Source organism: Microlunatus soli, assembly GCF_900105385.1.
Lineage (GTDB): Bacteria > Actinomycetota > Actinomycetes > Propionibacteriales > Propionibacteriaceae > Microlunatus > Microlunatus soli.
The window spans coordinates 2,847,213-2,860,713 of the sequence record NZ_LT629772.1 but is presented as its reverse complement, the minus strand read 5'-3'; the positions used below and the strand labels follow the sequence as shown (position 1 = coordinate 2,860,713).

The following is a 13,501-nucleotide window of genomic DNA, read 5'->3' as shown; positions in this document are numbered from 1 at the left end:
ATCATGGTCATCGTGTGGGGCTGCTGGTTGAGCGCCGGACGCCGATCGCGCGACCGACCCAGACCTGCAACACGGCGATGATCATGGTGGCCAGGCCGAAGAAGCAGCCGGCCGCGGACGCGTAGCCGAGTTGCGGTGCGATGTCGGGATCGGACGGGGCGAACGCCGTCTGGTAGATGTAGGTCTCGATCACCTGGCTGGAGAAATACGGTCCGCCGGCGGTCATCGACTGGACGATCGCGAAGACGTGCAAGGTGTTGTTGGCGGTCAGCAGCAGGATGATCGCGGCGAACGGCAGCAGCAGCGGAACCGTGATCTGGGTGAAGACGGCGACCCGCCCGGCTCCGTCCGTCCGCGCCGCCTCGTAGGTGCTCCGCGGAACGGTCTGCAGTGCTGCCAGCCAATAGATCATGGTGATCCCGAAGTCCTTCCAGATCTGGACCGCGATCACCGACCACAGCGCTGTGTGCGGATCACCGAGAAAGTCGATCGGCTTCGAGATCAGGTGCAACTGGGACAGCAGTGTGTTGATCGGACCGTGGAACGGGCTCATCACCGAGGACATCACCACGCCGACCACCGCGGCGCTGGTGACAACCGGCAGGAAGAACATCGTCCGGTAGACCGGCGCGATCTTGAACGACTCGTTGTTGAGCAGGATGGCGACGACCAGGGACAGGAACATCCGGATCGGAACGGCGACGGCGACGAACAGGAACGAACGGCCGAAGGCACTCCAGAAATACTGATCGCCGATCAGCCGGCGATAGTTCGCCAGGCCGACGAACTGGGAGTCGGCGGTGAATCCGTTCCAGTCCAGCAACGAGTAGTACCACGACATCACGGTCGGATAGAAGGTGAACAGGGCGGCGAGGATCAGGGCCGGCGCGGCGAAGAAGTAGCACCAGCGGGCACGGCCCATTCTCGCCCACAGGGATGGGGTGGCTCGCCGCTCCATGACGGACGCGGGCAGCGTCGATGCTGGCATCTCCATCCTTCCCTGGTCGGACCGAAATCTGATTCGAAGTCCGAACCTTGTTATCTAACCCGCGTTAGGTTAGATTGATCAGCATGGCGCAATCACGGACCAGGCGCAAGGGTGCGACCCGAGCTGATGTCGCGGCCCGGGCCGGAGTCTCCCCGGCCACGGTCTCGGTGGCGCTCAACGGGCAGGCCTCCGACGTCGGCCTGGCGGCGGCGACCGTGCAACGGATCAAGGACGCCGCCGCCGCCCTGAACTACACGCCGAACGCGACCGCCCGGGCCCTCAGTACCCGGCGCAGTACGACGGTCGGGTTGATCTTGAACCGACCGCAGGGTGGCCCGCACGCGCCGGTGTTCTCCGACCTGATGCTGTCGGCGGTCGATGCCGCGCGGCAGTCCGGCCACTTCATCCTGTTGATGACCGACGCCGGTGCAGAGGATCTTGATCAGCAACTGCGCACGGCCGACATCGGTGGCCTGGTTGCTCAGTACGGCAACCAGCGGGCGAGCATCGCAGCGGCGGCAGAACGGCGCGGCATCCCGTTGGTCTGGGTCGATCCGGCCGAGACATCTGCGGAGGCGGAGGAGCTGTGTGTCGTCCGTCCCCGACACCAGCCAGGGATGGCGGCTCTCGCCGCTCACCTGGCCTCGGTCGGATGCCGGTCGGTGCAGGTGCTCGACGGGCCCGGCTCCGGCTACCCCGAGTCACCCCGATACGCGACGTTGCGGGCACATTTCGACGGGCGGGTCGATCATCTGAGTGCTGACGGGTGGAGCTCGGAGGACGGCCGGTCGGCGATGCGACGGCTGCTCGCCGGCAGGCGACGGCCGACGACGATCTTCGCCGGCAATGATCATCTCGCCGCCGGGGCGCTGCAGGCGTGCCGAGAGGCAGCGCTGGCCGTCCCCGACGACATCCGGATCGCCGGTTTCGGCAACTTCCCGATCGCCGAGCAACTCGACCCGACGCTGACCACCGTCGACTGGCCGCTGACCGAAGTGGCGCAGCGGGCGGTCGAGTTGGTCATCGGCGAGCTGGCCGGATCGGCCCCTGTCTCCGATCAGGTGGTCGAGGTCGACACCTCATTGTTCGTTCGCAGATCCGCCTGACAAAGGAACCTGCATGCCCTTCCTGAACCCCCACGCCGCATCCGCTGATCATCACCGACCGAGCCGCCGCGCCGTGCTCGGTGCCGCCGCCGGCCTGCTCACGGCGGGCTGCACGGTGCGATTCACCAGCCCGCAGAGCCAGTCCTCGGCCGCGGCACTGACCCTGCCCGACAGCGGAGCCGTGCTGCCCAAGGAGAAGGTCTCGATCCGCTGGCTGAGCGGCGGGCCCGGAGCCAAGAGCAACTACTTCAAGCGTCTGGTGCCGGCCTATCACCGACAGCATCCCCAGCTGACGATCGAGTACGACGAGCTCCCGAATGACAAGATCGCCGAGGTGCTGCCCCTGCAGATCCGCAACGGCAACGCCGACGACATCTTCATCAGCGCGATACCGCTGCCGCAGTTGGTGGCTGCCGGGGAGGTCGCGGCGCTGGACGACATCGTCCCCGACTTCACCGCCTGGCGAGACAACTTCCCGTTCGGCGTCGTGGTTCCCGGCATCAACGAGTTCAACGGAAAGATGTACGGTCTGCCGGCCAGCACCAACCGGGTGCTGGGCAACCTGATGATCTACAACACCGAGTACTTCCGTGCCATCGATGTCGATCCGTCCCGGCAGGCGCTGACCTGGGACGATGTACGCAACGCCGCCCGCAAGATCACCCAGCGTGGAGCCGGTAACTACTACGGCCTGATGATCGCCGCGCCGATGCTGTCCGGGCTCGCCACCACGATCGCCCAGCTCGCCGGCGCCCGCGGCGTCGGCCTCGACTACCGGACCGGCACGTACAACGCCAAGAACGATCATCTCGGCGATGCGTTGGATCTGCTGCTCGCGATGAAGGCCGACGGCAGCTTCTTCCCCGGATGGGCCTCGCTCACCGAGCAGGAGGCGAGAGCACGGATGCCGCAGGGCAACGGCGGCATGATCTTCAACGGAGCCTGGAACTACTCGGTCTGGGCCGAGCAGGCGCCCGGGTTCAGCTACGGAGTGGCCCGCCCGCCGGCACCCGAAACGCAGCCCCGTGGGCTGATCAGCTACTCGCCGGGCGGTGGCAACCCGTACGTCGCCTATGCCAAGAGCCCGAAGAGTCACCAGGCCGTGGTCGGCGACCTGCTGCACTACCTCGGCACCGACGCCGGGCAGACGACCTGGGCACTCAGCGACGGTTCTGCGGACCCCGCCTGGTCGGAGAAGGCGTTGGCCACAGCACGTGCGTCCGCCGACCTCCGTCCGCAGGACAAGGTGTCGTTCGGGATCTACGACGATCTGCTCCGGCTCGGACCCAGCCCGCAGCTCCGCAACCCGCAGACCGATCAGGTCCAACTGGCACTGAAGCCGGTGAAACCGTCGCTGAGCGACGTCGTCCAGGGAGTGCTGACCGGGCAGATCAGCGATGCCGGAAAGGCCCTCCGCAAGCTCGATGATCAATCCGAGAAGGCGTTGGACGAGGCGATCGCCACCGCCCGCAAGAAGGGCGCCGAGGTCTCGCGGGACGACTGGCGGTTCCCGGACTGGGATCCGACCGTGGACTACGGTGCTGAGCACTACTGATCCGTCGGATCGACCGATCTGACGATGACCAACCAGGAAAGTACGGCGGAGATGGCGAGCAGGCACGTGGACCGACCCAACATCGTGATGATCATCGCCGATGATCAAGGTGCCTGGGCGCTGGGCGCGGCCGGCAACACCGAGATCCACACGCCGCAGCTGGACGCATTGGCGGCGTCCGGGACCAGGTTCAGCAACTTCTACTGCACCTCGCCGGTCTGCTCGCCGGCTCGGGCGACGCTGCTCACCGGGCAGCCGCCGTCGCGGCACGGCGTCCACGACTGGATCAGTGGCCGGCACGTCGGAGCGGACGGCGTCGACTACCTCCACGACCAGCCGATCATCACCGATCGGCTGTCCGAGGACGGCTATCGGTGCGGGCTCTCCGGCAAGTGGCATCTGGGCGCCAATGACCAACCACGGAAGGGCTTCGTGCACTGGTACGCCCACCAGACCGGTGGCGGCCCCTACTACGACGCACCGGTGGTCCGCGACGGCGAGCTGACCGAGCAGCCCGGCTATCTGACCGAGGCGATCGCCGACGACGCAATCGGGTTCATCACCGCCGAGGCGGGGCGACCGGACCCGTTCTGGTTGAGCGTCAACTTCACCGCACCGCACGCACCGTGGAAGGACAATCACCCCGAGGAGTTCACCCGGCTCTACCAGGACTGCGCCTTCGACAGCTGTCCACAGGAAGATGATCATCCGTGGACCCGCTACACCGACGGCGGTTGGCCGATCGGCCGCGAGCCCGACGTGCGCCAGTCATTGATCGGCTACTTCGCCGCGATCACCGCGATGGATCACCAGATCGGCCGGATCGTGGCGGCACTGGAGGAGCAACAGCTGCGCTCGAACACGGTGATCATCTTCGTCGGCGACAACGGGTACAGCTGCGGCCAGCACGGCATCTGGGGCAAGGGCAACGGCACCTATCCGCTGAACATGTACGACGAGGCAGTGCGGGTCCCCGCGATCATCAGCCGGCCCGGCCACATCCCGGTTCAGGTCCGCGACGACCTGCTCAGTGGGTACGACGTCGCACCCACCCTGCTGCAGCTGGCCGGGCTGCCGGCTGACGGGTTGGGCGCCGGTCCGGGACGCAGTTTCGGTGACCTGCTGGACGGCAGCGAACGGCCGACCGAACGAGTCGTCGTCTTCGACGAGTACGGCGCCAGCCGGATGCTGCGGACCCGGGAGTGGAAGTACGTCGCCCGTCGCGGCGACGAACCCGACGAGCTGTACGACCTGATCACCGACCCCGGCGAACGGACCAACCTGGTCGCCGAGGAAACGCACGCCGCAACCGTCACAGCACTGGCAGGCGAGCTGACCGACTGGTTCGACCGGTACGCCGATCCCGCTCGCGACGGCAGCAAGCTCGAGGTGACCGGCCTCGGCCAGACCGACCCGATCGCCTGATCCGAACCTGGCACCCCTCTTTCCCGCACCAGTTACGTCTTCCCGCACCCTGTGCACCGGGTGCGGGGGTACGTAGCTGGTGCGGGAATGGGGCGGCGGACCGAGGACCGCGGTCGACACTAGGCTCGGCGGGAGCTGTCGACGGCGAAGGGGAGCACGGATGAGCAAGCGGGAGCGGACCGCCGGGGTCGCGGCCGGAGCGGCCGGTGCGCTGGCGGCGGTGGCTGCCTGGGATCTGTTGCAGCGTCAGCATTCGGTGCTGCGGAACTACCCGCTCGTCGGACATCTGCGCTACCTGCTGGAGGGGATCCGACCGGAGATCCAGCAGTACTTCATCGAAAGCAACACCGAAGGTCGGCCGTTCGATCGGGAGATCCGCGACACCATCTACGAACGGGCCAAGGGCATCCACGGGGAACAGGCGTTCGGCACCGAGCGGGACGTCAACCTGGCGGGTTATGAATACCTGGTGCACTCGATCGCCCCGCTCGAGCCGCCGGCGGAGCCGCCGCGGGTGGTGATCGGTGGACCGGACTGCAGCCGGCCGTACAGCATGGCGCTGTTGAACGTCTCGGCGATGAGCTTCGGCGCGCTGTCGGCCAACGCGATCCGAGCGCTGAACAAGGGTGCGGCGCTGGGCGGGTTCGCCCACGACACCGGCGAAGGTGGGTTGACGCCGTACCACCTGGAGAACGGCGGCGACCTGATCTGGGAGATCGGCTCCGGCTACTTCTCGACGCGGACCAGCGACGGCAACTTCGACCCGGCGAAGTTCGTCGAGAACAGCAGTCATGATCAGGTGAAGGCGACCTCGCTGAAGCTGTCGCAGGGCGCCAAGCCGGGCATCGGTGGGGTGCTGCCGGCCGCCAAGGTGAGCGCCGAGATCGCCGCCATCCGCGGGGTACCGGAGGGTGAGAAGTGTGTCAGCCCGCCCGGCCACAGCGTCTTTTCCACCCCCGTCGAGCTGATCGAGTTCATCGCCCGGATGCGGGAGCTGTCCGGCGGCAAGCCGGCCGGGTTCAAGCTCTGCGTCGGCAGTCGGACCGACGTGTTGGCGATCTGCAAGGCGATGCTGCAGGTCGGGACGACGCCGGACTTCATCATCGTCGACGGCTCCGAGGGCGGCACCGCGGCAGCACCGTTGGAATACGAAGATCATGTCGGGATGCCGCTCACCGACGGACTGATGCTGGTCCACAACGCGCTGGTCGGCAGCGGTCTGCGGGATCGGATCAAGCTCGGCGCCAGCGGCAAGGTGGCCGCCGGCAACGACATCGTCAAGCGGCTGATCCAGGGGGCGGACTTCACCAACTCGGCCCGCGCGATGATGATGGCGATCGGCTGCATCCAATCGTTGCGCTGCCACACCGATCGGTGCCCGGTCGGGGTCGCCACCCAGAATCCGCGGCGGTCCCGCGCGCTGGACGTCGCCGACAAGAGCGAACGGGTGCATCGCTACCAGCAAGCGACCGTCGCCGAAGCGGTCAAGATGATGGCCTCGCTCGGCGCCGGCTCTCCCGAAGAACTGAACCCGCGGCTGCTGCGCCGCAACGTCAGCGAGGTGGAGAACGCCTCGTACGCGGAACTGTACGAGTGGTTGCAGCCGGGGGAACTGCTGGCCGGTGCCCGACCGAGCTGGTCGGTGGACTGGCAGGACGCCTCACCCGACCGGTTCGGCAGCCCGGCCGTCGGCCGCTGAGGTCGGCGCATCGGACTGGTTACCGACCGCTGCGACGGGTACCGGTCGATCAGGGCATGGTGCGGAACGCGCGGTGCCCGTCCGACCTGTACCCGTCGAACGGAGCAAGACGATGACAACCCAGAGCACCGGCGGTGACAACGCCACGGCCCGTGGCCGGACGGCGGTCGTGATCTGCACCGACTTCGGCGTCGAGGAAGCCGAACTCACCCGACCGGTCGACGCACTGCGCGAAGCCGGTGTCCAGGTGACGATCGCGGCGGTCGGCGGCAGCACGATCCAGACGGTGACCGGCGACAAGGATCGGGCATCGACGGTACAGCCCGACGCAGCGCTGGAGGACGTCGTTGCCGACGAGTTCGACATCGTCGTCGTACCGGGCGGCACCGTCAACGCCGATACGCTGCGCGGCAACGAACACGCCCGCAAACTGTTGCGTGCCTTCGCCGACTCCCCGAAGCCGATCGCCGCCATCTGCCACGCACCGTGGATCCTGATCGACGCCGGATTGGCCGCGGGAAAGACACTGACCTCCTACGAGAGCCTGTCGCTCGATCTGGCCAATGCCGGAGCGACCTGGCTGGACACCTCGGTCTATCGCTGCCCGGCCGACGGGTGGGTGTTGATCACGTCTCGCAACCCGGGCGACCTGGACGATTTCAACGACGCGATCCTGCACGAGCTGCAGAACGGAGCCGACGCCGGCAGGTGAGGCGCCGGTGTGGTTTGATCGACGTCTACGACCCGTCGACGAAAGGCAGCCGGCACCATGCAGATGAGCAACGAACTCGAACAGAAGTTCAACAACCAGATCACCCTGGAGTTCGAGGCATCGCTGGTGTACCGCCAGCTGGCGATCGAGATGGAGGTGCAGGATCTGTCCGGCGCCGCGGCGTGGCTGCGGCATCAGGCCGACGAGGAGATCGTGCACGCCAACAAGTTCATCGATCATCTGGCCGACCGGGACAACCATCCGCGGATCGGCGGGATCGAGGCGCCGAAGGTGGCCGCCGACTCGATGCAGGCAGCGTTCGAGGCGGCGCTGGCCCACGAGCAGCGGGTGTCGGCGGCGATCCGCGATCTGGTCCGCGCGGCCGAGTCCGATGGTGATCTTGACTCCCGCCCGTTGCTGAACTGGTTCCTCAGCGAGCAGATCGAGGAGGAGGCGACCGTCGGGGAGATCATCGGCCGGATCGAGCTCACCGGCGACGACGGCCCCGGCCTGCTGCGGCTGGACGAGGACCTCGCCCAGCGCCCGACCGCGACAACCGAAGCCGGCGCCTGATCCGCTGCGGATCCTGATCCTCTGAAGACCCCGCCCCGGCACGCCTGTTGACGGGCGCGGGGTCTCGTCGTAGCCTGTTTGGAACGTTTCAGCCCATCCGGGCTCGCATGATCACGTTCGAAGAGGAGCGGCATGTCGATCGACGAGCTGGCGAAGTTGATCAAGGATCCGCCGATCGAGTACCGCCCCGAGGTCAGGTGGTGGCTGGCCGAGGGACTGCACACCGACCAGACCCTGCGCCACGAGATCGATGCGGCGCATCGGCTCGGTTTCGGTGGCATGGAGTTCCTCGCGATGGACGAGGGCGATGTCGATCATGAGCGGTACGGCTGGGGTGCCGAGGAGTGGGTGCACGACTCCCAGATCGTGGTCGAGGAGACGACCCGGCGCGGGATGGCGGTCAGCTTCACCTCCGGTACCAACTGGTCGAATGCCAACCTGCCGACCATCGACCCCGAGCATCCGGCGGCGGCGCAGGAACTGGATGTGGTCGCCGAGGACCTGCCGGCCGGCGGGTCACGCACCGGCGCGCTGCCGCGGGTCGATCTGCAAGCGCCGGTCGAACAGAGTGTGATCCCGGGCCATCGGGCGACGGTGACCGGTCAGAGCCTGGTCGCGGTCGTCGCGATCCGGATTGTCGATCAGCCCGCCCGGGGCGCCGTGCTGGATGCCGAGTCCGCGATGGTGTTGACAGGTCAGGTCCGCGACGAGACGTTGGATTGGACGGCGCCCACCGGCGGCGGTCGGTGGCGGCTGTTCAGCTACTGGATGCACGGGACGGGGCAGACCGCTTCGCCCTCGGCGTCGGTCAACTACACCGTCAACTACCTCGACCCGGACGGCGCCGAAGCGGTGATCGACTACTGGCAGACGCAGGTGCTCACGCCGCAGTTGCGCGAGCAGATCGATCGCAATCCGCGGACCCAGATGTACATGGATTCGCTGGAGTTGTTCACCTACGGCGCCGGCGGACTGTTCTGGGGTCGGACCGTGGCCGAGGAGTTCCGGAACCGACGCGGCTATGACATCGCGCGCTGGTTGCCCTTCCTGACCAGGGATGTGGACCTGATGGCGCCGGCAACGCAGTATCACCATGAACCGCTCGATGATCAACGTCGTGACGTGCAGAAGGTGCGTTACGACTACGTCCGGACCCTGACAGATCTGTACATCGAGAACATGCTGCGGCCGTTCGCCGCCTTCCTGCACAGTGTCGGGATGGGCCTGCGATCGGAGATCAGCTACGGGCTGCCGTTCGAGCTGACCCGACCGGGGCCGGAGGTGGACGGGATCGAGACCGAGTCGCTGGAGTTCGCGGCTCAGATCGACGCCTACCGGTTGCTCGCCGGGCCGGCACACCTGTTCGGCAAGCAGTACTCGTCGGAGACTGGGGCGACCACCCGCAACCACATGCTCGACCACCGTTTCTACGATCAGATCATCGCCACTCAACTGGCGGCCGGGATCACCAAGACGGTGCTGCACGGCTGGGCCAGCACTGCCGGAGCCGACGGTGTCACCGAATGGCCCGGGCACGAGGGGATGCTCCCGCTGTTCTCCGAACGCTTCGACACCCGGCAGCCGGCCGCCGAGTTCTATCCGCTCTGGACCGCGGCCCTCGGGCGCCAACAATGCCTGCTGCGGCAGGGGAAACCGCGAATCGACGTCGGTATCCTGCGAACCGATCACTTCACCGACAACATGTCCGGACTCGTCTTCTTCGACGCCGACGGCAACAGGATCCCCGACGAGGACGCGTACGGCCGGTGGTGGATGCGTGACCGCCAGAACCATTGGTGGTCGGATCTGGGTATGCAGGACGCCGGTTGGAGCTACGAGTTCTTCGACGGCTCGCTGTTGCTGCGCGACGATGTCCGGTTCGCCGACGGTGTCGTCCAACCGGACGGGCCCGGCTATCAGGCCTTGATCATCTTTCAGAGTCAACTCGATGCCGACGTCGCAGCCCGGCTGTTGCAGTGGGCACGGCAGGGCTGCCGGATCCTCGTCGTGCACGGCGCGGCCGAGCTGAAGCTGCTGATGTCGGCGGAGTACACGGCCCATCCTCGGGCTGCGACCGGGACGCCGGGGCTGGACGGCCGGGACGGCGAACTGGCTGAGGCGATGGCCGCGCTGCTCGCTCAGCCGACCGTTGCCGAGGCAGCGGATCCGTCGGAGACACTGGCCGCACTGCGCGGGCTCGGGGTGACCGGACGTGCCGAGTTCGCCGCAGACAATCGCAACGTGTTGACCCATCTGCGGCAGGACGGTGACCTGCTGCAGCTGTACGCCTACCACTTCCTGTACGAGACTGGGGCACCGACGACCGTGGAGATCACGCTCGCCGGCCGTGGGACGGCGTACCGGATCGACCCGTGGACCGGCGCCGTCCGGCACCATCGCGGCGTGCGGTTCGACGGCGGACGTACGGTGTTGACGGTTGAGCTGGCGCCGGGCGAGACGGCGCTGTTCACGGTGGACTGCTCCGCTACTGCGCGGTCGTCGACGCCGGCCTCCCGGCAGCCGGTCGTCGAGCTGGCCGACTGGACCGTCGCCGTCGAGAGCTGGGACGCCGGTGAACCGGAGTTGATCACCGAGGACCGCGGGCTGGGCTATCAATCGCGGGAGGTGCGCCCGAGGACTGCTGTCACGCGGATCGACGCGCCGACTCCAGGACTCCTTGCCTGGAAGGACATGCCCGGGATCGGACCCGACGTCTCCGGGGTCGGGGAGTATCGGACGTCGGTAGCATTGGACCGACTGCCTGAGCCCGGTGAACGCTATCTGCTCGACCTCGGCAGCACCGCGGGCGGCCTGGGGTCGGTCCGCATCAACGGCGGCGACCCGGTCGGCTTCGACACCTCCCGTCCGGTCGTCGATGTCACCGATCGGCTCCGCCTCGGGATCAATTCGATCATGGTCCGGACCGCCAGCTCGTTGAACAATCGACTGCTGGCGCGTGGCTACTACGACTCCATCCCCGACGTCGCCGCCCAACTCGGCGGCCGCTCGCCGAGGATGCAGCACACGGTGCCGCAGCCGCACGGTCTGCTCGGCCCGGTTCGGCTCGTCTGCGAATCCTGATCTCAGGTCCCTGGGCGTAGCGTGGCGGGGGTGAGTCCGTTCTGGTTGACAGCGTTTGCCGATTACCCGGCCGCGGCGTACCGGCCGGCGGTCGCCCACCTGCAACGGCTGACCGGCTGGCAGTTGTCGGACACTCGTGGCGTGGGTCATGAGTTCGCGTCGCTGCTGCCGCCGGACGGCGATGACTTCCTGCGGGTGCAGCGGCTGGCCGACGGGCCGGCCCGGATCCACCTCGACCTGCACGTCGACGATGCCCGTGCGGCCGCCGACGGTGCCCGGTCCGAGGGCGCCGAACTGCTGGCGGACAAGGGATATCAGGTGCTTCGCTCACCCGGCGGCTACGTGTTCTGCTTCGTCGAGCAGGCCGCTTCCCGGCGGCCGACCACCAGCCGGTGGCCGGACGGTCACAGCGCCATCCTGGATCAGGTCTGTTTGGACATCCCGGCCGACCGCTGGCAGAGGGAGATCGCGTTCTGGGCAGCGATCACCGGCTGGCCGCTGCGGCCGGTCGGCGGTGAGTTCACCCGACTGCAGCAGCCGCCGCTCCCGGTGAAGCTGCTGCTGCAGCGCCGCGACGACAGTGCCGGTCCGGTCCGTGCCCACCTGGACTGGGCGACCGACGATCGACAGGCCGAGATCGCTCGTCATCAACGGGCGGGCTCCGACCTCGTCCGCCGCTTTCCGCAGTGGACGGTGATGGACGGACCGATCGGGACCTACTGCATCACCGGTCGACGGCCGGACTGAACGACGAAAGGGCCGCAGCCAGCAGCCGACCGTCGGTGCCGCGCGGCACGATCACCGGTGCTGCCAGACGTCGCTCGGGATCCGGTCCAGGACATCGCACATCAGGTCCAACCGGGGCTGCACCAGTTCCGGCTTGAGGAATCCGTTCTCGTAGCTGAGCATGTCCGGCCCGGTGAAGCGCCAGTCCCACGGCCCGGTCGCCTTCAGCATCTGCAGCAGCGGCTGCTGCAACACCAGGGCACCGAAGCGGGCATCGTCAGACTTGACCTTGAAGTCGTTGTCGAAATCCGGGTCCCCGCTGTCCACCCGTTCGAAGCCGAGTGCCTCGGCGACCTTGCCGCCGAAGATGCCCTCGCCCTCGACGCTGAACGCGGGGACGGGCGCCGGCAGCTGGACGACGAAGATCGAGAAGTCGTGGTTGTGCCTCCTGGTGGTCCCACCCGACGTGGAGACCGTCGAGTAGTGATACTCGAAGCTGCAGACGTTACGCCCACGGTGCTGCCCGACCACGATGTTGCGTGCGGTTCCTCCCCAACCGGTGAAGGGCTTGCCTGTCCACCGGCTGGCATACGACTCGTCCTCGCCGATGAACTGCCACCCTCGACCGGCGGCGAACTGTTGGACTGCCTGCTGTCGTTGTTCCTGCCGCCGCTGCTTGACGTAGCGTGCCGCAAACCAGAGCCCGATCACCGCGACGAACACGACCACGAAGACGGCGATTCCGATCTGTTCCATCTCGATCTCCTGTTGCCTCGGCTTCGGGTCGGTCAGCGTAGTGCACCGAACCGTCAACGCGATCATCGTGCGGGACCGCACCCGCAACGGAGTCAGCGCCGCCAGGCGTCGTTCGGGATCCGATCCAGGACGTCGCACATCAGGTCCAGCCGGGGTTGCACCAGCTCCGGCGCGAGGTGGCCCTTCTGGTAGCTGAGCATGTCTTGTCCGGTGAGGCGCCAGTCCCATGGCCCGGTCGATTTCAGCATCTGCAGCAGTGGCGGTTGCAGTAGCAGCGCACCGAAGCGGGGATTGTCGGACTTGACCTTGAAGGTGTTGTCGAAATCCGGGTCGCCGCTGTCGATCCGTTCGAAGCCGAGCGCTTCGGCGACCTTGCCGCCGAAGATGCCCTCGGCCTCGACGCTGAACTCGGGAACCGGCGCCGGGAGCGCGATCGCGAAGATCACGAAGTCGTGGCTCTGGGTGGTGTTCACCTGCCCGGTGTGTGACGTCGTCGTGTAGTGATAGGCGAAGGTGCAGAAGCTGCGTCCGCGGTGCTGGCCGATGATGATGTTGTGCGCCATCCCCCGGCTGGCGAAGGGTTTGCCCTGCCAGCGATGGGAATAGGAGTCATCCCGGTCGATGAACTGCCAGCCGCGGCTCGCAGCGAACCGGCCCACCTCCTGCTGCCGTTGCCGACGCCGACGCCTGGTCAGGAACCCGAGCGCGACGCCGATCGCGATGATGACGACAAACAGCACAAGGGTCAGCACCCCGACGTTCTCCACAGCAACCTCTTCCCAACACCTCGGCCGGTCAGCACACCGGCCGATCCGACCGATCCGGCGGGCCAGCGTAGTGCCCCGAACGGCCGGAAGACCGCCGAGCCGGCGGCTCAGCG

General features: G+C 67.2%; 11 protein-coding genes. 8 read left to right on the top strand and 3 right to left on the bottom strand.

Annotated features, from left to right (window positions below; genetic code table 11):
• Window positions 1-7 precede the first annotated feature (7 nt).
• On the bottom strand, window positions 8-988 hold the full coding sequence (locus BLU38_RS13135) for a carbohydrate ABC transporter permease (protein ID WP_197680102.1): 981 nt from the start codon (window positions 986-988) through the stop codon (window positions 8-10).
• A gap of 83 nt (window positions 989-1,071) precedes the next feature.
• Between BLU38_RS13135 and BLU38_RS13130 the strand changes: the two genes are divergently transcribed.
• The 8 genes from BLU38_RS13130 (at window position 1,072) to BLU38_RS13095 (ending at window position 11,886) form a co-directional block, all read left to right on the top strand.
• Window positions 1,072-2,094 carry a LacI family DNA-binding transcriptional regulator gene (locus BLU38_RS13130; RefSeq protein WP_091525448.1) on the top strand — a complete coding sequence of 341 codons (1,023 nt, stop codon included), beginning with the start codon at window positions 1,072-1,074 and terminating at the stop codon, window positions 2,092-2,094.
• 13 nt (window positions 2,095-2,107) lie between these two features.
• Window positions 2,108-3,649, top strand: a complete 1,542-nt coding sequence (locus BLU38_RS13125; protein ID WP_091525446.1) for an ABC transporter substrate-binding protein — start codon at window positions 2,108-2,110, stop codon at window positions 3,647-3,649.
• 24 nt (window positions 3,650-3,673) lie between these two features.
• Window positions 3,674-5,074 (top strand): sulfatase family protein, encoded by a 1,401-nt coding sequence (locus BLU38_RS13120; RefSeq protein WP_231920322.1) that lies wholly within the window; start codon window positions 3,674-3,676, stop codon window positions 5,072-5,074.
• Between the two features lie 160 nt (window positions 5,075-5,234).
• Complete coding sequence (locus tag BLU38_RS13115) at window positions 5,235-6,773, top strand: FMN-binding glutamate synthase family protein (RefSeq protein WP_091525444.1); 1,539 nt, start codon at window positions 5,235-5,237, stop codon at window positions 6,771-6,773.
• 112 nt (window positions 6,774-6,885) lie between these two features.
• Complete coding sequence (locus tag BLU38_RS13110) at window positions 6,886-7,485, top strand: type 1 glutamine amidotransferase domain-containing protein (protein WP_091525442.1); 600 nt, start codon at window positions 6,886-6,888, stop codon at window positions 7,483-7,485.
• A 57-nt stretch (window positions 7,486-7,542) separates the two neighbouring features.
• Entirely contained in the window at window positions 7,543-8,058 is a 516-nt protein-coding gene (locus BLU38_RS13105; RefSeq protein ID WP_091525440.1) for a ferritin, read from the top strand.
• Window positions 8,059-8,190: 132 nt separating this feature from the next.
• Entirely contained in the window at window positions 8,191-11,139 is a 2,949-nt protein-coding gene (locus BLU38_RS13100) for a glycosyl hydrolase (protein ID WP_091525438.1), read from the top strand.
• Window positions 11,140-11,169: 30 nt separating this feature from the next.
• Window positions 11,170-11,886 (top strand): VOC family protein, encoded by a 717-nt coding sequence (locus BLU38_RS13095; protein WP_091525436.1) that lies wholly within the window; start codon window positions 11,170-11,172, stop codon window positions 11,884-11,886.
• A gap of 51 nt (window positions 11,887-11,937) precedes the next feature.
• On the opposite strand, the gene BLU38_RS13090 is transcribed toward BLU38_RS13095, so the two are convergent.
• Both BLU38_RS13090 and BLU38_RS13085 read right to left on the bottom strand, forming a co-directional pair.
• Window positions 11,938-12,621 (bottom strand): type III secretion system chaperone family protein, encoded by a 684-nt coding sequence (locus tag BLU38_RS13090; RefSeq protein ID WP_157683438.1) that lies wholly within the window; start codon window positions 12,619-12,621, stop codon window positions 11,938-11,940.
• Window positions 12,622-12,713: 92 nt separating this feature from the next.
• On the bottom strand, window positions 12,714-13,388 hold the full coding sequence (locus BLU38_RS13085; protein WP_091525432.1) for a hypothetical protein: 675 nt from the start codon (window positions 13,386-13,388) through the stop codon (window positions 12,714-12,716).
• Window positions 13,389-13,501 lie beyond the last annotated feature (113 nt).

Bases quoted from the DNA above. Each gene is read 5' to 3' on its own strand.
- BLU38_RS13135 (WP_197680102.1), bottom strand. From the start codon at position 988: ATGCCAGCATCGACGCTGCCCGCGTCCGTCATGGAGCGGCGAGCCACC.
- BLU38_RS13130 (WP_091525448.1), top strand. From the start codon at position 1,072: ATGGCGCAATCACGGACCAGGCGCAAGGGTGCGACCCGAGCTGATGTC.
- BLU38_RS13125 (WP_091525446.1), top strand. From the start codon at position 2,108: ATGCCCTTCCTGAACCCCCACGCCGCATCCGCTGATCATCACCGACCG.
- BLU38_RS13120 (WP_231920322.1), top strand. From the start codon at position 3,674: ATGACCAACCAGGAAAGTACGGCGGAGATGGCGAGCAGGCACGTGGAC.
- BLU38_RS13115 (WP_091525444.1), top strand. From the start codon at position 5,235: ATGAGCAAGCGGGAGCGGACCGCCGGGGTCGCGGCCGGAGCGGCCGGT.
- BLU38_RS13110 (WP_091525442.1), top strand. From the start codon at position 6,886: ATGACAACCCAGAGCACCGGCGGTGACAACGCCACGGCCCGTGGCCGG.
- BLU38_RS13105 (WP_091525440.1), top strand. From the start codon at position 7,543: ATGCAGATGAGCAACGAACTCGAACAGAAGTTCAACAACCAGATCACC.
- BLU38_RS13100 (WP_091525438.1), top strand. From the start codon at position 8,191: ATGTCGATCGACGAGCTGGCGAAGTTGATCAAGGATCCGCCGATCGAG.
- BLU38_RS13090 (WP_157683438.1), bottom strand. From the start codon at position 12,621: ATGGAACAGATCGGAATCGCCGTCTTCGTGGTCGTGTTCGTCGCGGTG.